Raw genomic sequence first — 26,758 nt, forward strand, 5'->3', positions numbered from 1 at the left:
GGGGTGGGGGCCCCGCGCTCGGCCCGGGGCCCACCTCCCCCGGGGCGGGGGCGGGGGCCTTCGGTGCCCCCCCCCCCCCCCCCGCGGGGGGGGGGGGGCGGGGGCCCCCCCCCCCCCCCCGGCCATGTCCCCGTCCACCCCGCGCCGGGACGGCAGCGGGGATGTCGTCGAAACTGTTGCGCAGGTCGCAGCACATCCCGCACGATGCAAAGACAGCCCCCGCCCTTCCGGACGGTCGCTGCCACGGGTCCGACACCACCCGGGCGCGCCCTTCGCGCGCTCCCTCGCACAAGCCAGCGGCGCACCCCCCGGCGCCGCCCCGCGGCACCGGCGCTGCCCTGACGCCGGTGCTGACGGCCAGGGGCCCCGCGGATCTCCCCCCGTCCGCGGGGCCCTTCGCTTTGCCCGGAGGGTGCGGGCGGGCAGCCGATGACCGCGTGTGACGCAAGCCACATGAGAAACCCGTGAGATTCCGGGCAACCCTTTACGCCGGTCACAGGTCATCCATGCGAACCAACGGCCACCCGTGCACCCCCATTCACGGCGGCCCTCACATCTCGTGCCCCGCCCGCGCGGCACGCCAGACTTTCTGAGGTCTACATGAAGCTTCGCCGCGCCATGGCGATTGCGGCCGCGACGGCCGTCATAGCTCCTGCCGCTTTCCTGGCTGCGCCGGCCGCGCACGCCGAGGGTGACCCCACCTCCGCCACGCAGACGGAGACGACCGACCCGGGCGAGGCGACCGACCCCGGCGCGACGGACCCGGCCCCGGAGACCGACCCGGCCGACGAGACCGACCCGGCCGACGCCGACCCGACCGACGAGAACCCGGAGACGGACCCCGTCACCGACCCGGCGACCGACCCCGTCGACGAGACCGACCCTGCCGACGAGACCGACCCGACCGACGAGGACCCGGAGACGGACCCCGTCACCGACCCGGCGACCGACCCCGTCGACGAGACCGACCCGGCCACGGACCCGGCGGCCGACCCCGACGGTGAGACGGACCCGGACGGCGAGGAGGACCCGGACGGGGAGCCCGAGGAGCCCGGCACCGACCCCGGCGAGGAGGACCCCTCCACCGACCCCGATGAGGGCGAAGAGCCGACCGTGTGCGAGTCCTCCGACCTGGAGCTCGCCGTCAAGGGCCTGCCGGGCAAGATCGCCGCGGGCAGCGGCTGGCGCGAGTTCAGCCTGAACGTCTACAACTCGTCCGAGACGACCGTCTCGCAGATCGACTACTTCGCGGGCGCGTCCTTCGACAAGGACGGCTCGGAGCTCCTCAAGTCCCGTCACGTCACGCTGCAGGCCTTCAACGAGGAGACCAAGAACTGGGAAGACCTCGTCGACCCGGAGGGCAACGTCGTCGGTTACGTCGGTCAGTCCGACGAGATCAAGCCGGGCTACGAGGTCGACATCCCGATGCGGATCAACGTGAAGGCCGACGCGCCCGCCGGCGCCGCCTTCACCCTCGGCGCCGGTCTCTACATCGGTGACGAGGACTGCTTCGGCTTCGCCGACATCGCGTACCGGTTCGAGATCGTCAAGGCCGGCACCGACACCGACGGCACCAAGCCCCAGGAGGGCGGCAAGGCCCCGGTCCCGAGCGAGAAGCCGGCCCAGAGCACGGCCCCGGCCGTGACCGGCAGCCTCGCCGAGACCGGTTCCTCGTCCGCGATGCCGATGTTCGCCCTCGTGGGCGGTGCGGCCGTGGCGCTCGGCGCCGGTGCGATGTTCGTCGTACGCCGCCGCAACGCCGGTTCCGAGGCGTGACATCGCCGAGGACGGTGACCCGGTGACACACCGGTAGAGCCGGCAAGAGGGGCTGCACTCGGAGGGGAGTGCAGCCCCTCTTGCCTGCCCGCCTACTTCTTGGGCGGGACCGCAGGCATGCCGAGGAAGGGCAGTTTCAGCGCGCCGAAGGCGTCCTTCGGCACCGCGGGCGCCTTCGGCTCGACCGCCGCGAGCCGCTCGTACACCGCGTCCTGTGCCGGGCGCACGTCCGGCTCGCCCTTGTTGGGCCAGTACGACATGGCCCGTTCCGCCTGCGCGGTGATCGTCAGGGACGGGTTGACGCCCAGGTTGGCGGATACCGCCGAGCCGTCCACGACCGAGATGCCCGGGTGCCCATACAGCCGGTGGTAGGGGTCGATGACGCCCTTCTCGGGAGAGGCCCCGATCGGGCAGCCGCCGAGGAAGTGCGCGGTCAGCGGCGTACCCATGAGCTCGCCGACGTTGCTGCCCGCGAAGCCGTTGATCTCGTCGGCGAGGATCGTCGCGGCGCGCGCCGCCTCGGGGATCTGCTTCGGGTTGGGGGCGCCGTGGCCCTGGCGGGCGGTGAGCAGACCCTTTCCGATGCCGCCGGGCTTGCGGTACGTCGTCAGGGAGTTGTCCAGCGACTGCATGACCAGGCCGATGATGGTCTTCTCCGACCAACGGTGGTTGGAGAGCGACCGCACGGTCAGCAGCGGATGCCGGACGACGTTGCCGAGCCAGCCCAGTGCGCGCGGGAACTTGTCGGCGTACGGCACCTGGATGACGGACATCGCGCCCATCGCGTTGGAGCCCTTGCCGTAACGAACCGGTTCGATGTGCGTGTTGGCGTCGGGGTGGATCGACGACGTGATGGCGACGCCCCGTGTGAAGTCGGCCTTCGGCGCGCCGTGCTTCTTGCGGTAGCGGCGGTCGGTGGTCTGCGAGCCGACGAGGGCCTCGGAGTTGGTCCGGGTCAGTTCGCCGAGCTTCGCGGAGACGCGGGGCAGGTCGCCGCGGTCCTTCATGGTGTGCAGGAGCGTCTGTGTGCCGTACGTACCGGCGGCGACGACCACCTGGCGGGCCCGCAGCGTGCGCGGCTCGGCCTTGCGGCGGCCGTCGGTGGGGACGGTGGCGACGCGGTAACCGCCGTCCGGGTGCTCGGCGAGGCCCACGACGGACGTCATCGGGTGGACGGCGGCGCCGGCCTTCTCCGCGAGGTAGAGGTAGTTCTCGTTGAGGGTGTTCTTCGCTCCGTGCCGGCAGCCGGTCATGCACTCGCCGCACTCGGTGCAGGCTCTGCGGGACGGGCCGGCGCCGCCGAAATACGGGTCGGGAACTTCCGCTCCGGGACGGGCCGTTGTATCACCGTCGGCGTCCTTGCCGTCGCCGTAGAAGACACCGACGGGTGCCATGTGGAACGTGTCGCCCACTCCCATGGCCTCGGCGGTCGCCTTCAGGTGTACGTCGGACGGCGTCATCGTCGGGTTCAGGCGCACCCCCAGCATGCGCTTGGCCTGGTCGTAGTACGGCGCGAGTTCGTCCTGCCAGTCGGTGATGTCCGCCCACTGCTGGTCCTGGAAGAAGGGCGCCGGGGGGACGTACAGCGTGTTGGCGTAGTTGAGGGAGCCCCCGCCCACACCCGCGCCCGCCAGGACCATGACGTTCCCGAGCAGGTGCACGCGCTGTATGCCGAAGAGGCCGAGCGCGGGTGCCCACAGGTAGTTCTTGATGTCCCAGGAGGTCTTGGGCAGGGTCTCGCGGGTGAAGCGGCGGCCCGCTTCCAGCACGCCGACCCGATAGCCCTTCTCCGTCAGGCGCAGCGCGGAGACGGACCCGCCGAATCCGGACCCGACGACGATGACGTCGTAGTCGTACGCGCGGTCGTCGTCGCGCGCGCAATCGTCCGCAGCCTCCTGGCTGTGGACAGAGCTCTCCTGTGACATTGGCGCTCCTCGTTGAAAGACCTGGAATCAGCGGAAACGCAGAACCTTGAGCGCCTTCAGGCTGGTGCTCATGAACGCCGCGTACTTCTCGTCGTCCATGCCGAAGGACGGGGCCATCGGGATCAGCCGCTGATGGGCGACGGTCTGGGCCTCGGTGTACTTGAGGATGCCCTCGGAGCCGTGCCGGCGGCCGAGGCCGGATTCCTTCATGCCGCCCATCGGCGCCTGGACACTTCCGTACGCCGGGGCGTAGCCCTCGTTGATGTTGACCGTGCCGGTGCGCAGCCGGGCGGCGATGGCGTGCCCGCGCTTGCCGTTCTTGGTCCAGACGCTCGAATTGAGGCCGTACGCCGTGGCATTGGCCTGCGCCACGGCCTCGTCCTCGTCGGTGAACCGGTAGATGGAGACGACCGGGCCGAACGTTTCCTCGGCGCACACCGCCATCGGCGCCTCGACGCCGTCCAGGATGGTCGGCTCGAAGAAGAGCGGGCCGATGTCGGGGCGGGCGACACCGCCCGCGACGAGGGTGGCGCCCTTGGCGACGGCCTCTTCGACGTGGCGCTTGACGTTCTCCAGCTGGCGCTCGCCGACGAGCGAGCCCATGTCGGCGCCGTACGCGAGGGACGTGCCGAGGCGCATCGCCTTCGTACGGGCCGCGAACCGGGCGACGAAGTCGTCGGCGATCGACTCGTGGACGTACAGCCGCTCGATAGAGATGCACAGCTGTCCGGCGGAGGAGAAGCAGGCGCGGACGGCGCCCGCCGCGGCCTTCTCGACGTCGGCGTCCTCGAGGACCAGCATGGCGTTCTTGCCGCCGAGTTCGAGGGATACGCCGATGAGGCGGGCCGCGGCGCCCTGGGCGACCTCGCGGCCGGTGCGGGTGGAGCCGGTGAAGGAGACGTAGTCGGCGTGCTTGACGATTTCGGGGCCGACGACCGGGCCGTCACCGAGGACGACCTGGAAGACCTCGGCGGGAAGACCGGCCTCGACGAGGAGGTCGCGGGCCCACAGGGCGGTCAGGGCGGTCTCGGTGTCGGGCTTCATCACGACGGCGTTGCCGGAGACGAAGGCGGGCAGCGCGTCGCCGATCGACAGCTCGAAGGGGTAGTTCCACGGGGCTATCTGGCCGACGACACCGCGCGGCTGACGCAGCTCGGTGACCTTCGTCAGCGTCGGGATCGCGCCGGTGCGCCGCTTGGGCCTGAGGTACGAGGCGGCCTTGCGGCCGTAGTGGCGGGCGGCTATGGCGACGGCCTGGATCTCCTCGTGCGCGTGCAGGCGGGCCTTGCCGGTCTCCAGCTGTATGAGGTCGAGGACCTCGGCCTGGCGCTCGAGGACCAGGTCGTGGAAGCGCAGCAGGATCGCGGCGCGCTGTCGTACGGGTACGGCAGCCCAGACGGGCTGGGCGGCGCGCGCCCGCTCGAAAGCGGTGGCGACGTCCTCCGGGGTGGACTCAGGCAGGTCGGCCAGCTTCTCGCCGGTGAAGGGCGTGTGGTTGGCGGTGCGGCCGGAGCCGACCACGTCACGCGTGAGCTGGGCGACCACCTCGGGGGTGACCACGTCGGCCGCCGTGCGCGCACCTGCGGGGGCGGCGGCGATGGGGTTCGTACCGAGGGCGGCTGCGGGGGCCTGCGAGTCCGTCATGAGGGCGAGAGTAAGCCTCCCGCGAGCCTTTTGGTACCCGTCGGTAACGCCTTTTCACCAGCCCCACACCACCGCGCCAGTGTTCACTGGCAAATAAGCCCTGATCAGGGGCTTGTGCCCGACCTCGGAGCCGGTACGCGGCCTATCCGCGCGCGAACGAGTCGAGGGCGGTGTCGAAGTGCCGCTTGCCGTCGTCCTGCCTGCCGACCGGCGCCGAGACCCACACGTCGTACATCAGACCGCCCTCCTCCCAGCACAGGTCGTACGTGTGCCGGTCCTCGTCACCCGGCTCGTAGCCGCCTTGGCCGAACTCCCACAGCGCGGCCGCCAGTCCGTTGTGCGTGGTCGGGGTGACCTTGCCGGCGCGGTATCCGGGGCGGGTGTCCGGGCCCTTCGCGTGCGCCCGCCGCATCGCGCCGAGCGGGCCGCCCGGCACGGGGCTCTGCTGGCGTACGCCGATCCTGATGCTCCTGTCCGGCGACATGTACAGGACCAGGCTGTCGTCGGCCGAGCGGTTGTAGCCCTCGGGTACGGCCAGCGTGAAACCCGCCGGGTCACTCACCCTGCGGTAACCGGGCGGCGACGTGCGGGCCGGGTCGGCCGTACCGGTCGGGGCGGGCCCTCCCCCGCCGGGGCGCGTCGACACCGTCGAGGTGACGGTGCGGGTGGGCGCGGCGTCCGTACGGCCGCCGCCCCGGCTGTCGCGGTCGCCGTCACTGCCGCGCAGGAACAGCGTCGCTGTCGCCGCCCCCGCTCCCGCCATCACGGCGACGAGAACGCTCGCGACGAGCGCGCCCCGGACACCGCCGGCTCGGGGCCGCGCCGCCCCGGGCGCCAGGGGGACGTGCGACTGGGTGGCCGGGCCGGGCGCCGCGGCCTCGGGGGCGATGCCGGTCGCGAGGAACGCGAGGAGCAGCCGCTCCGCCTCGGCCGCGCCGAGTCTGCGCTCCGGATCGCGCTCCAGGAGGCGTTGTACGACGGGAAGCAGCGGGCCCGCGGCGGCGGGCGACACGATCGGGTCGTGCATGACGGCGCACAGGACGCCGCCGAGCGAGTCGCGGTGAAAAGGGGATTCGCCGCTCACCGCCGTGCACAGCAGCACGCCGAGCGACCACAGGTCCGAGGCCGGGCCGGCGGGGCCGCCCTCCATGCGCTCGGGAGCGGTGTATTCGGGAGAGCCGACGAAGGCCCCGGGATCAGTGATCGTCGTACCGCCGTCGAGCCGGGCGATCCCGAAGTCGGTGAGAACGACGCGGCCGCTGCCCGCCTCCAGCAGCACGTTGTCGGGCTTGAGGTCGCGGTGCAGCACGCCGCGCTCATGGGCCAGGCGGAGCGCGCCGACCAGCGCGAGTCCGATCCGCGCCGCCTCGCGGACACCGACCGGCCCGTCGGCGGCGATCCGGTCCGCGAGCGAGTCGCCGTCGATCCGCTCCATGATGATGTACGAGAGTCCGGTGCCGGCGTCCTCGACGATGTCGTGGACGACGATCACATGCGGGTGGACCAGCTGGGCCAAGGTCCTGGCCTCACGCAGCGCCCGCTCCCGCCGCAACTGCGTGTCGGCGGTGGGGACACCGGGTTCGTCGCCGCCGAAGTGGAGCTCCTTCACGGCGACCTGCCGGCCGAGCAGCTCGTCGGTCGCCTGCCAGACGGTCCCCATGCCGCCGCGCCCCAGCCGGTCGCCGAGACGGTACCGCCCGGCGACAAGGCGTTCGCCGCCCCCGGTCCCGCCGGTCATCGCGTGTGAGTGGTCCACGTCTCCTGTCCTGCCCCGCGTCTACGAGCCCCAAGGGCTGCTCAGCCGCCTGTCACCCGGTAGGCCGCCGTGGCCTGTTCGTAGACCTCGGTGATCTTGTCGCGCTGGGCCTCCGGGCCGATCACCTGGACGACGTGGTAGCGATCGCCGACGATCATCGCGAGGTTACGGACGTACACATCGCGCCCACTGCTGTCCTGCCAGGTGAACTGCCCTTCCGCCATGGCTTGCCGGCCGACGTCGATGCGGCGCAGACCGTTCTGGGTCGACCAGGAGGAGTCCCTGACCGGCTGGAGTTCGCGCTCCTTCTTCAGCTGGTAGTCCATCGGGTCGCTGCCGTGCTCCTTGACGGAGTCACGGCCAGGGACGACCAGCAGCTCGAAACCGCTGCCGCGGTAACGGACCTGCCCGGCGTCGTTGAGCGGCCGCCGCTCCCAGTCCTTGTCGACGGCGACCTGGAATCCCTCGGGGTCCTTGCGGACCTCGTACCCCTTGGCGACATCGGTGGCCGGGACGGAGGTCTGCGGCTGCTGGGAGCCGGGCGTCTTCTGCGGGGGCGGCGGTCTGGACTCCGTCCCGGCGGAGGGGCCCGGCGTGGCGGGTGCGCCGGTGCTCCGGCTGTCGCCCGCGTTCTTGGGGGCGCCCTGGCTTCCGTCCTGGCTTCCGTCCTGCTCACCGGCCTTCGGCATGAAGACCAGCGCATAGACGAGGGCGGCGGTCAGGCAGAGAAGGATCAGGAGGAGGAGCGTACGCCCGAGTGAGCGTGGGCCGCCGCGCTGCTTCTTCTGGATCCGCGGCTCCTTGATCCGCGGCTCCCGGGGAGGCCGCGGCTCGCGCTGCTCCCCTTTGGCACCGGCCCTGCTCTTCTTGTGCCGGTGGCGGCCGTGCACGTCGGACGACCCACCGCGGCGCTTGCGCACGAGCTCGCCGCGGCGGCGCACGATGGGCAGGCGCGCGGCGTCGACGGACGGCAGCGGCACGATGTCCGCACCGGCCTCCGGCTCGGGCGCGGACCGTACGAGCGAACGCAGCCAGCCGCGCAGCTCCTCGAAGTCGGGCCGTTCGGTGGGGTCCTGACGCAGCAGCGACTCGACGACGGGCCGCAGCGGGCCGCACTCCTCGGCGAAGGCGGGCGGCTCGGCGCAGACGAGCTGCACCAGCTCTATGGCGCTCTCCTCGGGGTACGGGGCGTGGCCCTGCACGGTACGGAAGAGGAGCGCGCCCAGGGCCCAGAGGTCGGTCGAGGGGCCGATGGGCGGGGCGAGCTGCCAGTTCTCGTGGACGGACCCGGCCTGCTCGGGCGCCCAGCGCTCGGTGACGGCGCCGACGACGGCGATCCGCGCCTGCCGGGCACGCTCCGCGGCCAGCGGATTGGCGGGCCCCCGGTAGACGGGAACCCCGCTGTGCCCGCCCTGCGCGTCCTGTCCGGCCTGGCCACTCGCCACTACCTCGTCCCAGCTCCGGGCCGGGGGCCGGCCCTGGTCCGGCTCCGGCTGCGGGCCAGGGCCGCGTCGCAGGCCGTCGGCGCGCATTCCGTCGCCCGCGGGCGAGCGGGGCACCGCGCCGTGCCAGGAGTCGTCGAAGTCGGCGGCGCCGGGCGGGCGCCGACTGCCGGCCGCGGCTCCGGGCGCTCCCGGGGCGGTGGCGGGTGCGCCGCCGGGGCCGGAGTGCCAGCCGCTCGCGGTGCCGGGCTTGCCGGGGCGGGTGTCGTCCTGCCAGGTGCCGGCGGGCCCGGGGTGACCGGCGGGCCCGGGGGCGGAGGCGGGGGCGGAGGCCGGGGCGGTGTCGACGTACGGGCTGATCGCGCGCGGGCCCCCGGCCGGACGTGGGACCGGGAGCGGGCCCGTGCCCCCCGGGCGCTGCTCCTCGTTGACGCGCGCCGCCGCACGGGCTCCGGCGCGGTACGCCGCGATGGCGCCGGCGCGCGCGGCGCGGACCTCGGCGGCGGGGTTTCCGCCGCCGGCGGGCAGGGCGGTACGCACACCGGCGCCGGGCGCGGGAGCGGGAGCCGCGTCGTACTGCGCCGCCGTCTCGCGCCCCGGGACCGGGACGGCGGCGCCCCAACCGCCGCCGTCCTCCTCCGCGTCCGCCGCCGCGTCCGGCGGCACGGGAACGGGTGCGTATCCGCAGAGCGCCTCCTCGGCCGCCCCGGCCGCGAGGCCGGTCAGGACGATGCGGCCGTCGTCGCAGACGAGCACGGTGCGGACGGTAATGTTCCGGTGGGTCCAGCCGTGCGCGTGCAGCACGCGCAGAGCGGTCAGTACGTCGGCAGCTATTTCCGCGGCCCGGTAGGGATTCAGCGGCTTCTCGGCGAGCAGCGCCGCGAGCGGCCGGGCCGCCACCAGTTCACTCACTATCCACAACGAGCCGCCCTCGGCGAAGACGTCGAAGACCTGGTCCAGCCTCGGGTGGTCGGGGATCTGCGCGGCGGCCTGCGCCGCCTCGATGGCCCGTCGCACGGCGGGATCGGCCGGCCGCCGGGTCGCACGTCCGGGCGCGCGCCGCTGGGCCGCCCCGCCTCCGCCCTCGCCGTCCAGGAACTCGGCGTCCACGACCTCGGGTAACGGGACCTGGCGGACCAGGACCTCCTGACCGCTGTACGTGTCGAACGCCCTGGTCTCGACGAGTTCGTACGCATCGGAAGGCGGCAACGGAAGGCGGTAGCGGTCGGCAAGCACCCGACCCGCATAGTCGTCCACGACGCCTCCCCAGAGCGCGCTGTACCCCTGACTCGGTGACCGCACCAAGTCGTCAATTCCGGTCGCGTACGGTCAGTCCACGAGCTCTCACGATACGTGGCCGAACGCGGCCGCGCCGCCGGGTCTCGCCAACCCGGCGGTTCCGTGCGTCAGTCCTTCGGCTTGAACGTGGCGTGCGCGGTCTCCCGCAGGGTCCGGCACTCGTCGCCGTTCCACTCGCTCGCCTTGCAGCTCACCATGATCGAGTAACCGCGGCCCGCGTCCACCTTGAAGCCCCGGTTGAGGACGTGCACGCGCATCCCCGCTTCGTCGCGCTCGAACTCCCAGTCGGCGGTGGTGGGGTAGCCGTTGTAGTCGACGGGCCGTATCCCCAGGTGCTTGTAGTTCCTGCTGGCCGCGTCGGTACCCACGACGGCGGCCGCCCAGGCCGCCTTCGCGTCGTCCTTGGGGCTGGCATTGAAGTCGACCTGAACGCGCGGGTATCCGCCGTTCTCGTTGTAGATGCCGCCGGAGTTCGAGCCCGCTATCCCATTCCGCTCAAAACCCTTGGGCATCGCCATCGTGAAGCGGAACCGGTCGTCGCTGACCTTCACGTACCCTTCGGGCAGCCCGCCGCTCTTCGGCGGGTCGTCCGTCTTGGAGTCGTCCGCGTCGCCCTGGCCCTCGTCGTCGCCGCCACCGGTGTCCTTGCCGGAGTCGTCGCCCTGGCCGTCGTCCTGGCCCTGGCCCTGACCGGGGTCCTGGCCCTGGCCCTTCCCGCCGTCCGCTGCCTTGCCCTTGTCCGCGTCGCCCTTGGCGTCGCCGCCGGCGGTGGTGCCGCTCGAAGCGGACGTACCGTCCTTGGACTTGCCCTGCGGGCTGTCGTCCTCGCCACCACTCAGCGCGACAGCGAGCACGGTGCCGAGCACCGCGAGCGCGGCGACGACCGCCACTATCACCAGCGTGCGACGCGGTACGACATCGGTGAGCGAGGCGCGCGCCGGTGACCTCGGGTCCGCCCCGGACATCGACTGGCGCGCCTGGGCAGCCTGCTTCTGCTTGGCGGTCTGGGCCGCCGCCGCGTTGCGTACGGACTTCAGCGCACCCCGCACCCGCTCGCTCGCGGCCGGGCCCTCGCCCGCCCCCGCGGCGCTCTTGGCCGGGCGCACCTCGCCGAGCACGTCGTCGGGTACCGGCGGCAGGGCCACCACCCGCGTCGCCTCCGGCGACGGTTCGGGCTCGGCCGGCTTGTCGGGCAGGTTGATCACGTCATTGAGGAGCGCCCGGGCACCCGCCTCGTCGAGCCGCTGGTCGGGGTCCTTGGCCAACAGGCCGTAGATGACCTCTTCCAGCGGGCCCGCGTTCTTGGGCGGGTCGAGCGGCTCGGTCATCACGGCCGTGAGGGTCGCGATCGCCGACCCCTTGTCGTACGGCGGAGTGCCCTCCACCGACGCGTACAGCAGACCGCCCAGCGACCACAGGTCGGCGGCCGGGCCCGGCTTGTGACCACGCGCCCGCTCCGGCGAGATGTACGAGGGCGCGCCCACCAGCATGCCGGTCGACGTGATCGACGGGTCGCCCTCGACCTGCGCGATGCCGAAGTCGGTCAGCACGACCCGGCCGTCCTCGGAGATCAGGACGTTGGACGGTTTCACGTCGCGGTGCAGGATGCCCTCGCGGTGCGCGGAGCGCAGGACGTCGAGGATCGCGAGGCCGACCTCGGCGGCGCGACGGGGCGTCAGCAGCCCGTCCTGACGCACGACGTCGGCCAGCGACTTGCCCTCGATGAGCTCCATGACGATCCACGGCCGGTCGTCCTCGTCCACGACGTCGTAGACGGTCACGGCGCCGTTGTTGCGGATCCGGGCGATCGCCTTGGCCTCACGCAGCGTGCGCGTGATGAGGCGGCGCTTCTCCTCTTCGTCGATGCTCGTGGGGAAGCGCAGTTCCTTCACTGCGACCGTGCGGCCCAGCGTCTCGTCGACCGCGCGCCAGACCGTACCCATGCCGCCCCGGCCGAGCACCGCCCCGAGCCGGTACCGCCCAGCGAGAAGACGCCCCTTGGGGTCCTTGGACTGCTCCGCCTCCGACATGCGTCCCCTCTGCGATCCCTGATCTTCGCCCGCGATGGCTGCGTTCCAGGGTGATGCAGTAACACGCCCTGGCAGAGCCTTCATTGTCCCTCACCGCGCGACCGATCGTGGTCCCGGGTCGCCGGGGCCTTTCGGCCGACCGAACAAAAGGGACCATGCGCAGGTCACAGCAGTGTCAGGACCACTCCGCCGAACCTCCCCGCAGTCCGGCCGAGTTCGCGGCATCACGGCCAGTCACTGGATCGGCGCGATGTCCGGCGCCCCCAGCCGCGCCGCGTCGGCCGTCAGATCGTCCGGCTGGCGCTGCGATTCCCGCTCGGCCTCGACCCGCTTCTCGTAGTGCTCGACCTCCTTCTCGATCTGTCCCTTGTCCCACCCGAGCACCGGCGCCATCAGCTCCGCGCACTCCCGCGCACTGCGCGTACCCCGGTCGAACGTCTCGATGGAAATACGCGTGCGCCGGGTCAGTACGTCGTCCAGATGCCGCGCTCCTTCGTGCGAAGCGGCGTACACGACCTCCGCCCGCAGGTAGTCGTCCGCACCGCTCAGCGGCTCGCCGAGACGCGGGTCACCGGCGACCAGCTCCAGCAGTTCCTCGGTCAGCGAGCCGTACCGGTTCAACAGGTGTTCCACGCGGACCACATGAAGACCCGTCCGCGCCGCGATCCGCGCCCGCGCGTTCCACAGCGCCCGGTATCCCTCGGCCCCGGCCAGCGGCACGTCCTCCGTCACGCATTCGGCGACCCGCTGGTCGAGCGCGTGCACCGCCTCGTCCACGGCGTCCTTCGCCATCACGCGGTACGTCGTGTATTTGCCGCCCGCGACCACGACGAGCCCGGGCACCGGGTGCGCCACCGTGTGCTCGCGGGAGAGTTTGCTGGTGGCGTCCGACTCCCCGGCCAGCAGCGGCCGCAGGCCGGCGTACACGCCCTGCACGTCGTCACGCGTCAGCGGCACCGCGAGCACCGAGTTCACGTGCTCCAGCAGATAGTCGATGTCCGCGCTGGACGCCGCCGGATGCGCCTTGTCGAGGTCCCAGTCGGTGTCGGTGGTACCCACGATCCAGTGCCGGCCCCACGGGATGACGAACAGCACCGACTTCTCGGTCCGCAGGATCAGTCCGGTCGACGAATGAATGCGGTCCTTCGGCACGACCAGGTGAATGCCCTTGGACGCCCGAACGTGGAACTGTCCGCGCTCCCCGATCAGCGCCTGGGTGTCGTCCGTCCACACCCCGGTCGCGTTGACGACCTGCTTCGCCCTGACCTCGTACTCCCCGCCGCCCTCCACATCCTGAACCCGCGCCCCCACGACCCGCTCGCCCTCCCGCAGGAACCCGATCACCCGGGCGCGGTTGGCGACCTGCGCGCCGTACTGCGAGGCCGTGCGCACCAGCGTCGTCACATAGCGCGCGTCGTCCATCTGGGCGTCGTAGTACTGCAACGCGCCGACCAGGGCGTCCTTCTTCAGTGCGGGCGCGACCCGCAGGGCCCGCTTGCGCGAGAGGTGACGGTGCATCGGCAGCCCGCGTCCGTGGCCGGAGGACACCGACATCGCGTCGTACAGCGCCACGCCCGATCCGGCGTACCACCGCTCCCAACCCTTGCCCTGGAGCGGATAGAGGAACGGAACGGGCTTGACCAGATGCGGCGCGAGCCGTTCGAGCAGCAGTCCGCGTTCCTTCAGCGCTTCCCGTACGAGCGCGAAGTCGAGCATCTCCAGATAGCGCAGCCCGCCGTGGATGAGCTTGCTCGACCGGCTCGACGTGCCCGAGGCCCAGTCCCGCGCCTCGACCAGTCCGGTCGACAGGCCGCGCGTGACGGCGTCGAGAGCCGTCCCCGCACCGACCACCCCCGCGCCCACGACCAGCACGTCCAGTTCACGCTCGGCCATCGCCGCGAGCGCCTCGGCGCGCTCGGCGGGTCCCAGTGTCGCTGTCCTCACTGCTGCCTCCCGTAGTGGTCGGGGTGGCCGGGATCACATCCCTGCCCTCCTCGATTCTGTCTGTGCCGCCCGTCTTCAGCCACCGCCTGTGGACAACACTCCCGCACCCCGACCTCACACAATGCCGCATAACGGTCATATTTACGCTTAGTCTGACAGTGCGCTCGCTCGAACTGTCCACAGGGCTTGCGCGTTGCCTCCCCTCCGGCTATTGGGAAGGACGGCCCACCGCCATGCCCGCAGATCTCGCCGTCATCGGACTCGGCCATCTCGGCCTGCCCCTCGCCCAGGCCGCGGTCGCCTCCGGCATCAACACCATCGGCTACGACACCGACCCCCGCCGTCTCACGGACCTGGCCGCGGGGCGCGCCCCGGGCGACGGCTCCCTCACCGCCGCCGACCTGCGCCGCATGCTGGCGGGCGGATTCCGTACCGTCAGAGCCCCGGCCGAGCTGGGCCGGGTCCGTACCGCCGTCATCTGTGCCCCCACCCCGCTCGGCGCCGACCGTACGCTCGACCTGAGCGCCGTCGGCGACGCCGCCAGAACCCTGGCGGCGCAGCTGCGCCCGCACACCACCGTGCTGCTCGAATCCGCCGCGTACCCCGGCACCACGGAAGAATTCCTGCGCCCCATCCTCGAAGAGGGCTCGGGACTCCGCGCGGGCCGCGACTTCCACCTCGCGTACTCCCCCAGTCGGGTGGATCCGGGCAGCCGGCTGCCCAGTTACGCCGCTACCCCGCAGGTCATCGGCGGCCTCACCCCCGCCTGCACCGAGTCGGCCGCCGCCTTCTACGGGCGCCTCACCGACAAGGTGGTCCGCGCGCGCGGACCGCGCGAGGCCGAGACCGTCGGCGTACTGGAAACGAACTACCGGCACGTCAACATCGCCCTGGTGAACGAGATGGCCGTACTCTGCCACGACCTCGGCGTCGACCTCTGGGACGTCATCCGCTGCGCCGAGACCAAGCCCTTCGGCTTCCAGGCGTTCCGCCCGGGACCGGGCGTCGGCGGCCACGGCGTCCCCGTCGACCCGAACTACCTCCCGCACAGCAGCCGCACACCCGGCCACCCCCTGCGCATGGTCGGCCTCGCGCAGGAGATCAACGGCCGCATGCCGCAGTACGTCATCCAGCGCTGCGCCACGCTCCTCAACGAGCACGGCAAATCCGCGCGCGGCGCCCGCGTCCTGCTCCTCGGCATCACCTACAAGCCGGACCTCGCCGACCAGCAGGGCTCGCCCGCCCAGGAGATCGCCACCCGGCTGATGGACCTCGGCGCCCAGGTGGGCTACCACGACCCGCACGTCCCCGACTGGCGCGTACGCGACGTCCCGGTCCCCCGCGCGGACTCCCTCTACGAGGCCGCAGCCAACGCCGACCTGACGGTGCTTCTGCAGAACCACCGTACGTACGACCTCCAGGCCCTCGCGGTGAAGGCCCAGCTCCTCCTCGACACCCGGGGCGCGTCCCCGACGGGGGCGAGCCACCGCCTCTGACCGTCCGGGGGGAATTCGAAGCCCGCTGTCGTACGGCACTGCTAGCGTTCGGCGTCACTCGTCGCACGTCCGTGCGCATTTACCGTGTGTCACATCCCTGGGGGGATTCTCACCATGAGCCAGTCCGCACCACCGCCACCCTCCGGCAACCCGTTCGCCGACAACGCCTACCCGCAGGCACCGGCCCCGGCCCCGGCACGCGACAACGTCGTCCTCGGCATCGCGGCCGCCTTCGCCGCCGCGCTCGTCACCGGCGCGATCTACGGCGGCATCATCGGCGCCACCGAGTACCAGATCGGTTTCGCGGCGGTGGGCGTCGGGTACGCCACGGGTCTGGCGGCCGGAAAGGCCGGCGGCCACAACCCCGCCCTCCCGGTCGTGAGCGCGATCCTCTCGCTGGGCGCGGTCTACCTCGGCCAGCTGCTGAGCTTCGCGATCGACCTCGCCGACGCGGTCGGCGTGCCCGAGTTCTTCTTCCAGAACTTCCAGGATCTGACGACGCTCTGGAAGGCGGAAGCAGGACCGATGACCTTCCTCTTCCTGGCCATCGGCGCCTACGCCGCCTTCACGGCCGCCAAGAAGTCCGCCGGCTGACGCAACGGCGGCACGCGAAAAGGCCCGGACCACCGGGTCCGGGCCTCTCACGTACGTGCGTCGGTCCTGTCGGTCAGCGCTTGTGCTCGGCCGGGGAGACCGTCACCTCGACGCGCTGGAACTCCTTGAGCTCGCTGTAACCCGTCGTCGCCATCGAGCGGCGCAGCGCGCCGAACAGGTTCATCGACCCGTCCGGGGTGTGCGACGGGCCGAGGAGGATCTCCTCGGTCGTGCCGACCGCGCCCAGGTCCATGCGCTTTCCGCGCGGCACGTCCTCGTGGACGGCCTCCATGCCCCAGTGGTGGCCACGGCCGGGCGCGTCCGTCGCGCGGGCCAGCGGAGAGCCCATCATCACGGCGTCCGCGCCGCAGGCGATGGCCTTCGGCAGGTCGCCGGACCAGCCCACGCCGCCGTCGGCGATGACGTGCACGTACCGGCCGCCGGACTCGTCCATGTAGTCGCGGCGGGCCGCGGCCACGTCGGCCACCGCGGTCGCCATCGGCACCTGGATGCCCAGCACGTTGCGCGTGGTGTGCGCGGCGCCGCCGCCGAAGCCGACGAGGACGCCGGCCGCGCCGGTGCGCATGAGGTGGAGCGCGGCGGTGTACGTCGCACAGCCGCCCACGATGACCGGGACGTCGAGCTCGTAGATGAACTGCTTGAGGTTCAGCGGCTCGGCGGCGCCCGACACGTGCTCGGCGGAGACCGTGGTCCCGCGGATCACGAAGATGTCGACACCGGCGTCGACGACGGCCTTGGAGAACTCGGCCGTGCGCTGCGGCGACAGCGCGGCGGCGGTGACGACGCCCGAGTCGCGCACCTCCTTGATGCGCTGCCCGATGAGGTCCGCCTGGATGGGGGCGGCGTAGATCTCCTGGAGGCGGCGGGTCGCGGTCTCGTCGTCGAGCTCCGCGATCTCCTGGAGCAGCGGCTCCGGGTCCTCGTACCGCGTCCACAGACCTTCGAGGTTCAGTACGCCCAGACCGCCCAGCTCACCGATGCGGATCGCGGTCTGCGGCGAGACGACGGAGTCCATCGGAGCGGCCAGGAACGGCAGCTCGAAACGATAGGCGTCGATCTGCCAGGCGATCGAGACCTCCTTCGGGTCCCGGGTGCGCCGGCTCGGCACGATGGCGATGTCGTCGAACGCGTACGCCCTGCGGCCGCGCTTGCCGCGCCCGATCTCGATCTCAGTCACGTGTGTGGCCTTTCCCTCTTGGTATGCCGTTCCAGTATCCCCGACACACACGCGAGGGGCGGCCCCGGGAAAGTCCGGGGCCGCCCCTCAGCGTGTACGTGCGAGATTACTTCCTGCTGTAGTTCGGTGCTTCGACCGTCATCTGGATGTCGTGCGGGTGGCTCTCCTTGAGACCCGCCGAGGTGATCCGTACGAACCGGCCGTTCTGCTGAAGCTCCGGAATCGTCCGGCCGCCGACATAGAACATCGACTGGCGCAGGCCGCCCGCGAGCTGGTGCACGACGGCGGACAGCGGACCCCGGTAGGGCACCTGGCCCTCGATGCCCTCGGGCACGAGCTTGTCGTCGGCGCCGACACCCTCCTGGAAGTACCGGTCCTTGGAGTACGACTTGGCCTGGCCGCGGGACTGCATCGCGCCGAGCGAGCCCATGCCGCGGTACGACTTGAACTGCTTGCCGTTGATGAAGAGCAGCTCGCCCGGCGACTCCTCACAGCCGGCGAGCAGCGAGCCGAGCATCACGGTGTCGGCGCCCGCGACGATCGCCTTCGCGATGTCGCCGGAGTACTGGAGGCCGCCGTCGCCGATGACCGGTACGCCGGCCGCCTTCGCGGCGAGCGAGGCCTCGTAGATCGCGGTGACCTGCGGTACGCCGATACCGGCGACGACGCGGGTCGTGCAGATGGAGCCGGGGCCGACGCCGACCTTGATGCCGTCGCAGCCGGCGTCGATGAGCGCCTGGGCGCCGTCGCGGGTGGCGACGTTGCCGCCGATGACGTCGACCGCTGCGTTCGACTTGATCTTGGCGACCATGTCGCCGACCAGCCGGGAGTGACCGTGCGCGGTGTCGACGACGATGAAGTCGACGCCCGCCTCGATGAGGGCCTGGGCCCGCTCGTACGCGTCACCGGCGACACCCACGGCCGCGCCGACGAGCAGCCGGCCCTCGGCGTCCTTCGCGGCGTTCGGGTACTTCTCGGCCTTGACGAAGTCCTTGACCGTGATGAGGCCCTTGAGGATGCCCGCGTCGTCGACCAGCGGAAGCTTCTCGATCTTGTGGCGGCGCAGCAGCTGGACCGCGTCCACGCGCGAGATGCCGACCTTGCCGGTGACGAGCGGCATCGGCGTCATGATCTCGCGGACCTGGCGGGAGCGGTCGGTCTCGAAGGCCATGTCGCGGTTGGTGACGATGCCGAGCAGCTTGCCCGCCGGGTCGGTCACCGGCACGCCGCTGATGCGGAACTTGGCGCACAGCTGGTCGGCCTCACCGAGCGTCGTGTCCGGGCGCACGGTGATCGGGTCGGTCACCATGCCGGACTCGGAGCGCTTGACGAGGTCGACCTGGTTGGCCTGGTCGGCGATCGAGAGGTTGCGGTGCAGCACGCCGACGCCGCCCTGACGGGCCATGGCGATGGCCATGCGGGCCTCGGTGACCTTGTCCATCGCGGCGGACAGCAGCGGGACGTTCACCCGTACGTTCTTCGAGATGTACGAGGAGGTGTCGATCTGGTCGGGGGCCATGTCCGACGCGCCGGGCAGCAGCAGCACGTCGTCGTAGGTCAGCCCGAGCATCGCGAACTTCTCGGGCACTCCATCGACGTTGGCAGTCATGCCTGACACCTTCCCAAATGGTCTTGCTCGGCGCGGATGTCCATGCTAACGGGATCGCGAGGTGTCTCATTCCACGAGCAAGATCACCTGGCGAGTTTGTGCGTTCGCACGGGGCGCGGCCGTCCCCGGAAGCCGGCTACTGCCCGGCGAGCGCGCGCAGGCGGCTGAGGGCGCGGTGCTGCGCGACCCGCACGGCACCGGGCGACATGCCCAGCATCTGTCCGGTCTCCTCGGCGGTCAGCCCGACCGCGACGCGGAGCACCAGCAGCTCGCGCTGTGCCTGGGGAAGATTTGCCAGAAGTTTCTTCGCCCACTCGGCGTCGCTGCTCAGCAGCGCCCGCTCCTCGGGGCCCAGCGAGTCGTCGGGCCGCTCCGGCATCTCGTCGGAGGGCACCGCGGTCGAGCCGGGGTGACGCATGGCGGCGCGCTGGAGGTCGGCGACCTTGTGCGCGGCGATGGCGAAAACGAAGGCCTCGAAGGGGCGGCCGGTGTCCTTGTAGCGCGGCAGCGCCATCAGGACCGCGACGCAGACCTCCTGCGCCAGGTCCTCGACGAAGTGGCGGGCATCACCGGGAAGCCGGCTCAGCCGGGTGCGGCAGTACCGCAGCGCCAGCGGGTGGACGCGGGCCAGCAGATCGTGCGTCGCCTGCTCGTCGCCCTCGACCGCACGTCGGACGAGTGCACCGATCACCGTCGTCTCGTCGTCGCGCATCGGTCCATGGTGCCTTGGCGCCGAGGCATCCGCGGCACCACGCCCGTAGTTGTGCACCGAAGCGTTATGAGCAGGTACGCCGGAACTCATCTCCTGAGCCCTCCCCTCCCGCTCGACCGAATCGTCCCCGAGGAACTCCACCCCTCAAGGATGCGGCATCGGCGGCGGAAAGGGGCACGGGCGTCCCTCACCCCGTCCGCCGGACGGCGGACGGGGATCGCGAGACCCGCGCGGGAACGCACCGGCCCGGTCCTATCGGACCAGGCCCCAGCGGAAGCCGAGCGCGACCGCGTGCGCCCGGTCCGAGGCGCCGAGTTTCTTGAAGAGCCGCCGGGCGTGTGTCTTGACCGTGTCCTCCGAGAGGAAGAGCTCACGGCCGATCTCCGCGTTGGAGCGTCCGTGGCTCATGCCTTCGAGCACCTGGATCTCACGCGCCGTGAGCGTCGGGGCCGCACCCATCTCCGCGGACCGGAGCCGGCGCGGGGCGAGCCGCCAGGTCGGGTCGGCGAGCGCCTGGGTGACGGTCGCCCGCAGTTCTGCGCGCGAAGCGTCCTTGTGCAGGTAGCCGCGGGCGCCGGCGGCGACCGCGAGCGCGACGCCGTCCAGGTCCTCGGCGACCGTGAGCATGATGATCCGGGCGCCCGGGTCTGCGGAGAGCAGCCGTCGCACGGTCTCGACGCCGCCCAGACCGGGCATGCGTACGTCCATCAGAATCAGGTCCGAGCGGTCGGCGCCCCAGCGGCGGAGAACTTCTTCACCGTTGGCCGCTGTCGTCACGCGCTCGACACCGGGCACGGTCGCGACCGCGCGGCGGAGCGCCTCTCGGGCAAGCGGGGAGTCGTCGCAGACGAGGACGGATGTCATGGCCGCCCTCCGCAGCTGATGCGCGTCACCTTGAGCCTCCAGGCTGGTACATATTTCGTCACCTGTGCGATTGACGCTCTCGGACACTTGCCCGATCGCTTGTTCTTTCAACCGCCTCGCACTCTCAACGACGGTCACTCGAAAGAGTTACGGGTCGGACTGGCGCCATCGGCACTCTACGTGAGGGCACGGTCGCACAGAAGCGCATCGGGGGTCGCCATGCCCCGCAAGTAAAGCTATGCCCCATTTAGCGGCTTTTCTTCCGTTTTGCTGGTGTCTGTGGCTAGATTCGCAATGAGTCATATTTACATCTACTTGCACAAGTAGATGCCACCTCACGGTCCAGACGCTCTCGATGCATCGATGCAAGGGGACAAGCAATGGCAGATTTCTCCCGCCTTCCCGGACCCAACGCCGATCTGTGGGACTGGCAGCTGCTCGCAGCGTGTCGCGGGGTGGACAGCTCGCTCTTCTTTCATCCGGAAGGAGAGCGGGGCGCGGCACGGAGTGCGCGTGAGAACTCGGCTAAGGAGGTTTGCATGAGGTGCCCGGTACGCGCGCAATGTGCGGCCCACGCCCTCGCGGTGCGTGAGCCCTACGGCGTATGGGGCGGACTGACCGAGGACGAGCGCGAAGAGCTGATGGGCCGCGCGCGCAACCGTCTCATCGCGGCGTCAACAGGGCCCTCCGCCACACCATCTCCCTGAAGGAACGTTTCTGCGCCGCAGCCGCGCCCGAGGCCGCCCACCCGAGCCGCCACCCGAGCCCTCGAAACAAACCGCGCCGACGACCGCGCCGATCCGGCCGGCCGGACGCGGACCGGCCTCCCTCAGCGGGCCGCAGCCAGCGCCAGCTGGTCGAGCGTGGCCGCCACCGCCGGCACCTGAGCCAGGTCCGGGAGCGTGAGCGCCACGATCTCGCGCCGCACTGCGGGCTCCACCGCCACCGTGCGCGCGCCCTTCGGGCGTACCGACTCCATCGCCAGCTCGGGCAGGACCGCGACCCCCAGGCCGGCACCGACCAGGCCGATCACGGCCGGATAGTCGTCGGTCGCGAAATCGATCCGGGGCGCGAAGCCCGCGCTCTCGCACACCTCGACCAACTGCCTGCGACAGCGCGGGCAGCCGGCGATCCACGGCTCGTCGGCCAGCTCGCCGATGCCGACCTGACCGGCCTCCGCGAGCCGGTGCCCCTCGGGGACCAGGCCGACGAGGCGGTCGGTGAGCAGCGGGCGTACGACCAGATCTTCCCAGTCCTCGGTGGCCCGGCCCGGCCCGTACCGGAAGGCCAGCGCCACGTCGCAGTCGCCCTCGCGCAGCATTTCGACCGAGCGCGGGGGTTCCGCGTCGACCAGTGACACGCGGGTGCCGGGGTGGGCCGCGCGCAGGGCGGCCAGCGCGGTGGGTACGAGCGTGGAGCTACCGCTGGGGAACGACACCAGGCGTACGCGTCCGGCGCGCAGGCCGGCGATGGCGGCGACCTCCTCCTCGGCGGCGGTCAGCCCGGCGAGGATGCCGGCGGCGTGCCGGACGAGGGCCTCGCCCGCCTGGGTGAGACGCATCTCGCGGCCCGTGCGGATGAGGAGTGTGGTTCCCGCGGACAGTTCGAGGGCCTTCATCTGCTGGCTCACGGCGGGCTGGGTGCAGCCGAGTTCGCGCGCGGCGGCGGAGAAGGAGCCGGTGGCGGCCACGGCGCGCAGGACACGGAGATGACGGGCTTCGATCACCCCTCAAGCATAAGCGACGCTTGGGTTTGCGACGGAATATTGGCGAGCGACTTTGGGGCGGGTCCGGTTAGCGTTCGGTCATGAAGCTTCTGACGGTGAATACGGGCCGCGCCGAGGCCCTGGACGGCACCGACGCCCCGAGCGGGACGACCGGGATCCGCAAGCGGGCCGCCGATGGACCCGTACGGGTGGTGGCGCCCGGGCCCAAGGGCATAGGGGCGAGCGGCCTGGTCGGCGACGCGGTGTGCGACACGCGCCACCACGGCGGGAACGACCAGGCGGTGTACGCCTTCGCGCGCGAGGACCTCGACGGCTGGGAGCGCGAACTCGGACGCCTGCTGGCGAACGGGTCGTTCGGCGAGAACCTCACGACGCTCGGGCTCGACGTGAACGGCGCCCTCATCGGTGAACGCTGGCGCGTCGGCTCCGACTTGGTCCTCGAGGTCACCAGCGGCCGCATTCCGTGCCGGACCTTCGCGGACGCCCTCGGCGAGAAGGGGTGGGTCAGGCGCTTCACACGGCAGGCCGCGCCCGGAGCGTACCTGCGGGTGATCGAGCCCGGTGAGATACGGGCGGGCGACGCCATCGAGATCGTGCACCGCCCGAGCCATGACGTCACGGTCGGCGTGCAGTTCCGGTCGGCGACGACGGAACGCCACCTGCTGCCCAGCACGCTCGCGGCCGGGGAGGCGCTGCACCCCGAAGCGCTGGCGGCCGCGCGCAAGTACGTCTCCTGACAGTCCTCGGCCGCAAAGCCTGGCGGGCGGGCGGGATCTCCGGGGCGTTCGCGGGGCACTAACGTGCCCCGCATGACGACTGCACTCATTACAGGGGCGACAGCGGGCATCGGCGCTGCCTTCGCGCGGCGCCTCGCCACGGACGGGCACAACCTGGTGCTGGTGGCCCGCGACACCGAGCGGCTCCAGGAGCAGGCGACAGAGCTGCACGACCTGCACGGGATCGAGGCGGAGGTACTGACGGCCGACCTGTCGACCGAGGCCGGGATCACGTCCGTCGAGGCACGGCTGTCGGACCGCAGGCATCCGGTGGATCTGCTGGTCAACAATGCCGGTTTCGGCAACAAGGGGCGCTTTCTCGAAGTGTCCATGGCCGATGAGCTGACGATGCTGAAGGTCCACTGCGAGGCGGTTCTGCGGCTGACGGCCGCGGCCACGGCGGGTATGAAGGAGCGGGGGCGCGGCGGCGTCGTCAACGTCGCGTCGGTCGCGGCCTTCGTCCCGCGCGGAACGTACGGCGCGTCGAAGGCGTGGGTCGTGCAGTTCACCCAGGGCGCGGCGCGGGACCTGTCGGGAAGCGGGGTGCGGCTGATGGCACTGTGCCCCGGTTTCGTACGTACGGAATTCCATGAGCGGGCCGGGATGGGTACGGACAACATCCCCGGCTGGATGTGGCTCGACGCGGACAAGCTCGTGGCGGCGGCGATGGGTGATCTGGCGCGCGGGAAGACGGTGTCGGTGCCGGACCCGCGTTACAAGGCGCTGATGGGAGCGGTGAAGCTGGCGCCGCGCGGACTGCTGGGAGGGATCAGCTCGAGGACCGGCCGGAAGTACGGCCCTCAGTAGTCCGGTCCTCGAGGCGGAGCTCGGTGGTCGGCCCCTTCTTCCAGGTCACCCGGACGGTGCGGCCGGTGATCCGGATGTCGGCGAGGGTGCTGACGGGGGCGGGGTCCGGTTCGGCGGTCAGTGAGGCGAGGGCGACGAAGAGCGAGCCGTCCGCCGTGGTGCGGCCGTCGAGGGCGGCGGTACGGGTGCGGGGGGCGGCCAGGGTGGAGCCGGTGGCCTGCTCGCGCGCGCCGGTGTAGCCGTGGACCGGGTGGAGCTGAGCGGCCGCCTGCCGGTCGGCGGCCGGGTGGAGCGGGCCGGTCGCCCGGTCGTCGGTGGCCCAGCCGGTCTGGCGTACGCGGGTGCCCTCGGGGGCGCCGGTGACGAGGTGGACGCGGAGTTCGGCGCGGCCGTGGACGGCGGTGGCGGACACGACGCGGATGCCGGGAGCCGGGGTGTGCGCCGAGGCGGCCCAGCCGCGGCCGTTGGCCAGGGGGTGGGCCGGGCCGCGCGTGGTCCAGGCGCCTTCGACGAGCAGCGCGAAGTGGTTGTCGGCGCTGTCGTGGGTCGGTCCGGTGCGGGTGGAGTACGCGAAGCGGGAGTAGCCGGGGTCGTCGCCCGGTTCGACGTGGTTGCTGCCGTGGTTGTGGAGGCGTACGAGACCGTCGGCCGACGTGGACTGGATCAGCATGTTGGGCGGGCCGAGGGTGGTGACGGCGTCCCGCGTCCCGGCGGGCAGCGGCTCCTCCGGGGCGGTCCACACCGGGTGGCCGGCGGGAAGCAGCAGCCCGAGGAAGCCCTTGGCGGCCCAGTAGGGGGAGGCCGGGCCCGAGTAGCTCTGGATGACGGGGTCGTACGGGCCGTGCCAGCCGAGCGTCAGCAGCCCCCGGTCGTCGACCGCGCCCCGGTCGAGGAAGTACCGCAGGGTGCCGGAGGCGAGGCGGCGGGTGGCGCCGGGGGTGAGCGGGGTGTGGCCGGTGAGCGCGCCGAGCCAGGGGGCGGCCGCGGCGGCGAAGCGGTAGGTGAGGGAGCGGCCGTACGGCATGGGGGCGCCGTTGGCGTCGAACATCCTGGTCGCGGCTTCGAGTTGGGCGTGCAGGCGGGGGCCGTAGCGGTCGAGGAGCGGCTGGTCGCCGGCGAGGTGGGCGTGCAGGACGGGATAGAAGTGCAGGGCCCAGGCGTTGTAGTGGTCGAAGGCACGGTTGGGGCCGTCGCTGTACCAGCCGTCGCCGACGTGCCACTCCTCGATGCGGGCGAGAGAGCGGTCGACGGTGGCGCGGGCGCGGTCGGTCTCGATTCCGGTGTCCTGGAGGAATCCGGCGACGGTGAGGCCGAAGAGCCACCAGTTGTTGTCGACGGGGGACGGGGCGAGGGCGGGCAGCAGCCACTCGACGGTGCGGCTGCGGGTGCGCTCGTCGAGGGTGTCCCAGAGCCAGGGGCGGGTGAGGCGCAGGGCGAGGGCGATGGAGGCGGATTCGACGACGGCTTGGCGTACGTCGGCCATCAGCGGCCAGGACTCGGGCGCCCCGGCGGTCAACTCGCGGTCGCTCACGGGGTTCGCGGTGCCTGCGGCGAGGCCCTCGGCATAGCGGGCGAGGTGGCCCAGCGGGTCGTGGCCGTCTGCGCCCGCGACGCGGAAGGCGGCGAGCAGGAACGTACGGGCATAGCCTTCGAGGCCGTCGGAGCGGGGGCCGGACCAACTCGGGCGGGGGCCGGGCAGGTTGATGAGCGCGTGGCGCGGGGTCGCGTACGGGCGTACGGACAGCAGGAGGCGGTCCGCCGTCGCTGCCCAGTCGTCGCGGTCACCGAACGGCATGATGCTCCTCTGGACGGCTGCTGCCGGACTGCCGCGTCGCCGGAATCCAGGCCGGAATCTAGAAGCCGGCCCGATCGAACGTCAATGGATTGCGGTTGAATGATCGAAACTTCTATCGTTCGATCACGCTGGTTTCTGTGCCACACACTGCGAGGGGGACTGCCGCCGTGCGCGAGAGTGCTGCTGAACGTCACGACCGACTGCTGGGCCTGGTACGGGAACGGGGTTCGGCGCGCGTCTCGGACCTGGCCGGCCAGCTGGGCGTCTCGCCCGTCACGGTGCGCCGCGACGTGGAGGAGCTGGCCGGGCGGGGGCTGCTCGACCGGGTGCACGGGTCGGTCTCGTGGCCGCGGGAGCGGGGCGCCGCCCCGGTGGGCGGGCCGTCCGTGAGCGGCGCGGGCCTGGTGCTCGGGATGCTGGCCCCCTCGGCGACCTACTACTTCGCCGAGGTCATCCGGGGTGCGCACGAGGCCGCGGCGCGGGCGGGGGCCCGGCTGATCCTGCGCATCTGCGACTACCGCCCGGAGGAGGACCACGCGCGCACCGAGGGCCTGCTGGCGGCGGGCGCCGAGGGGCTGCTGGTCGCGCCGGGGTGGCGGCGGCCGGGCGATCCGGCGGCGTACGGAGACTGGATCACCTCACTGCCGGTGCCCACCGTGCTGCTGGAGCGCCGGCCGGTGCCGGGCTCCGCGCTGGACGGGATCGACCGGGTCTGCTCGGACCACCGGCACGGGGTGCTGCTGGCCGTGCGCCACCTGATGGAACTGGGGCACGGGACGCCGTTGCTGATGGCGCGCGACGACTCGCCGACGGCTCTCGCGGTGCGCTCGGGGTACGCCGACGCGCTCGGCGTACTGGGGGTGCGGGCGCCGCAGGACGTGATCGATTCCGTACCGGCGGAGGTCTACCCGGACCGCTTCGAGGCGGCGGTGCAGACCCTGCGGGCGGCGGTGGCGTCGGGGGCGGCTTCGGCGGCGCTGATCCACAACGACGTGGACGCGATCCAGGTGGTGCAGCGGCTCGCGGAGCTGGGCGTGCGGGTGCCGCAGGACCTGGCGCTGATCGCGTACGACGACGAGGTGGCGGCACTCGCGGACACCCCGCTGACGGCGGTGGCGCCCCCCAAGCGCGAGGTCGGGCGACAGGCGACCGGGCTGCTGGTGGAGCGGCTGGGGCGGGGGCGGGGAGCCGGCGGGGAGGAGCCGCGACGGCATCTGACGCTGCTTCCGCACCTGCGGGTGCGGGCCTCTTGCGGAGTCTCATCGATTTGATCTTTTTTCGATCAATCAATCTTTCGCTCTTGACTTCGCTCAGCACTGGCTCAAGGATCACGGCCAACGCAATGTCGCCGCCCGTTCAGGAGCC

Annotated in this window: 19 protein-coding genes; 7 read left to right on the plus strand and 12 right to left on the minus strand. The window is 71.8% G+C overall.

Translation table 11 applies throughout. From position 1 onward, the window contains the following. Positions 1–600 precede the first annotated feature (600 nt). Complete coding sequence (locus tag ACWIHY_RS16390; RefSeq protein WP_454376344.1) at positions 601–1,776, plus strand: LAETG motif-containing sortase-dependent surface protein; 1,176 nt, start codon at positions 601–603, stop codon at positions 1,774–1,776. A gap of 92 nt (positions 1,777–1,868) precedes the next feature. On the opposite strand, the gene ACWIHY_RS16395 is transcribed toward ACWIHY_RS16390, so the two are convergent. From ACWIHY_RS16395 to ACWIHY_RS16420, 6 genes are all read right to left on the minus strand, one after another. After that, a complete protein-coding gene (locus tag ACWIHY_RS16395) occupies positions 1,869–3,701 on the minus strand; it encodes a GMC oxidoreductase (protein ID WP_454376345.1) in 1,833 nt (610 codons plus the stop codon). 27 nt (positions 3,702–3,728) lie between these two features. After that, positions 3,729–5,345, minus strand: a complete 1,617-nt coding sequence (locus ACWIHY_RS16400; protein ID WP_454376346.1) for a succinic semialdehyde dehydrogenase — start codon at positions 5,343–5,345, stop codon at positions 3,729–3,731. A gap of 142 nt (positions 5,346–5,487) precedes the next feature. Next, positions 5,488–7,101, minus strand: coding sequence for a serine/threonine-protein kinase (locus ACWIHY_RS16405; protein WP_454376347.1), 1,614 nt, complete (start codon positions 7,099–7,101; stop codon positions 5,488–5,490). Between the two features lie 41 nt (positions 7,102–7,142). Continuing rightward, a complete protein-coding gene (locus ACWIHY_RS16410) occupies positions 7,143–9,800 on the minus strand; it encodes a protein kinase (protein ID WP_454376348.1) in 2,658 nt (885 codons plus the stop codon). Positions 9,801–9,949: 149 nt separating this feature from the next. Next, positions 9,950–11,872: a serine/threonine-protein kinase gene (locus ACWIHY_RS16415; protein ID WP_454376349.1), complete on the minus strand. Its 1,923-nt coding sequence runs from the start codon at positions 11,870–11,872 to the stop codon at positions 9,950–9,952. Positions 11,873–12,106: 234 nt separating this feature from the next. Beyond that, a complete protein-coding gene (locus tag ACWIHY_RS16420) occupies positions 12,107–13,816 on the minus strand; it encodes a glycerol-3-phosphate dehydrogenase/oxidase (protein ID WP_454376350.1) in 1,710 nt (569 codons plus the stop codon). A 233-nt stretch (positions 13,817–14,049) separates the two neighbouring features. On the opposite strand from ACWIHY_RS16420, the gene ACWIHY_RS16425 reads away from it, so the two are divergent. Then, entirely contained in the window at positions 14,050–15,312 is a 1,263-nt protein-coding gene (locus ACWIHY_RS16425) for a nucleotide sugar dehydrogenase (protein WP_454376351.1), read from the plus strand. A 114-nt stretch (positions 15,313–15,426) separates the two neighbouring features. Continuing rightward, complete coding sequence (locus ACWIHY_RS16430) at positions 15,427–15,906, plus strand: hypothetical protein (RefSeq protein WP_454376352.1); 480 nt, start codon at positions 15,427–15,429, stop codon at positions 15,904–15,906. Between the two features lie 73 nt (positions 15,907–15,979). On the opposite strand, the gene ACWIHY_RS16435 is transcribed toward ACWIHY_RS16430, so the two are convergent. The 4 genes from ACWIHY_RS16435 to ACWIHY_RS16450 all read right to left on the minus strand — a co-directional run bounded on the left by ACWIHY_RS16435 (position 15,980) and on the right by ACWIHY_RS16450 (position 20,289). After that, the gene (locus ACWIHY_RS16435) at positions 15,980–17,104 is read right to left on the minus strand and encodes a GuaB3 family IMP dehydrogenase-related protein (RefSeq protein ID WP_069927404.1); all 1,125 of its coding nucleotides are present in this window, start codon (positions 17,102–17,104) and stop codon (positions 15,980–15,982) included. Positions 17,105–17,210: 106 nt separating this feature from the next. Continuing rightward, positions 17,211–18,713, minus strand: coding sequence for an IMP dehydrogenase (guaB, locus tag ACWIHY_RS16440; protein WP_454376353.1), 1,503 nt, complete (start codon positions 18,711–18,713; stop codon positions 17,211–17,213). A gap of 136 nt (positions 18,714–18,849) precedes the next feature. Beyond that, entirely contained in the window at positions 18,850–19,425 is a 576-nt protein-coding gene (locus ACWIHY_RS16445; protein WP_028812321.1) for a sigma-70 family RNA polymerase sigma factor, read from the minus strand. Positions 19,426–19,677: 252 nt separating this feature from the next. Then, positions 19,678–20,289 (minus strand): response regulator transcription factor, encoded by a 612-nt coding sequence (locus ACWIHY_RS16450; protein ID WP_003948568.1) that lies wholly within the window; start codon positions 20,287–20,289, stop codon positions 19,678–19,680. 380 nt (positions 20,290–20,669) lie between these two features. On the opposite strand from ACWIHY_RS16450, the gene ACWIHY_RS16455 reads away from it, so the two are divergent. Next, entirely contained in the window at positions 20,670–20,996 is a 327-nt protein-coding gene (locus ACWIHY_RS16455) for a WhiB family transcriptional regulator (protein WP_454376354.1), read from the plus strand. A 122-nt stretch (positions 20,997–21,118) separates the two neighbouring features. Here the strand turns inward: ACWIHY_RS16455 and ACWIHY_RS16460 are convergent, their stop codons facing one another. Beyond that, the gene (locus ACWIHY_RS16460) at positions 21,119–22,015 is read right to left on the minus strand and encodes a LysR family transcriptional regulator (protein ID WP_454376355.1); all 897 of its coding nucleotides are present in this window, start codon (positions 22,013–22,015) and stop codon (positions 21,119–21,121) included. A gap of 80 nt (positions 22,016–22,095) precedes the next feature. Between ACWIHY_RS16460 and ACWIHY_RS16465 the strand changes: the two genes are divergently transcribed. Together ACWIHY_RS16465 and ACWIHY_RS16470 are read left to right on the plus strand one after the other, a co-directional pair. Beyond that, positions 22,096–22,752, plus strand: a complete 657-nt coding sequence (locus ACWIHY_RS16465) for an MOSC domain-containing protein (protein ID WP_454376356.1) — start codon at positions 22,096–22,098, stop codon at positions 22,750–22,752. A 72-nt stretch (positions 22,753–22,824) separates the two neighbouring features. Continuing rightward, positions 22,825–23,598, plus strand: a complete 774-nt coding sequence (locus ACWIHY_RS16470) for an SDR family NAD(P)-dependent oxidoreductase (protein WP_454376357.1) — start codon at positions 22,825–22,827, stop codon at positions 23,596–23,598. On the opposite strand, the gene ACWIHY_RS16475 is transcribed toward ACWIHY_RS16470, so the two are convergent. Continuing rightward, a complete protein-coding gene (locus ACWIHY_RS16475) occupies positions 23,561–25,393 on the minus strand; it encodes a DUF2264 domain-containing protein (RefSeq protein ID WP_454376358.1) in 1,833 nt (610 codons plus the stop codon). The two genes, ACWIHY_RS16470 and ACWIHY_RS16475, sit on opposite strands and share 38 nt — an antisense overlap. 167 nt (positions 25,394–25,560) lie before the next feature. Between ACWIHY_RS16475 and ACWIHY_RS16480 the strand changes: the two genes are divergently transcribed. Further along, positions 25,561–26,664 carry a substrate-binding domain-containing protein gene (locus ACWIHY_RS16480; protein ID WP_454376359.1) on the plus strand — a complete coding sequence of 368 codons (1,104 nt, stop codon included), beginning with the start codon at positions 25,561–25,563 and terminating at the stop codon, positions 26,662–26,664. Positions 26,665–26,758: the final 94 nt, after the last annotated feature.

This window comes from Streptomyces sp. NPDC055287, assembly GCF_053646035.1.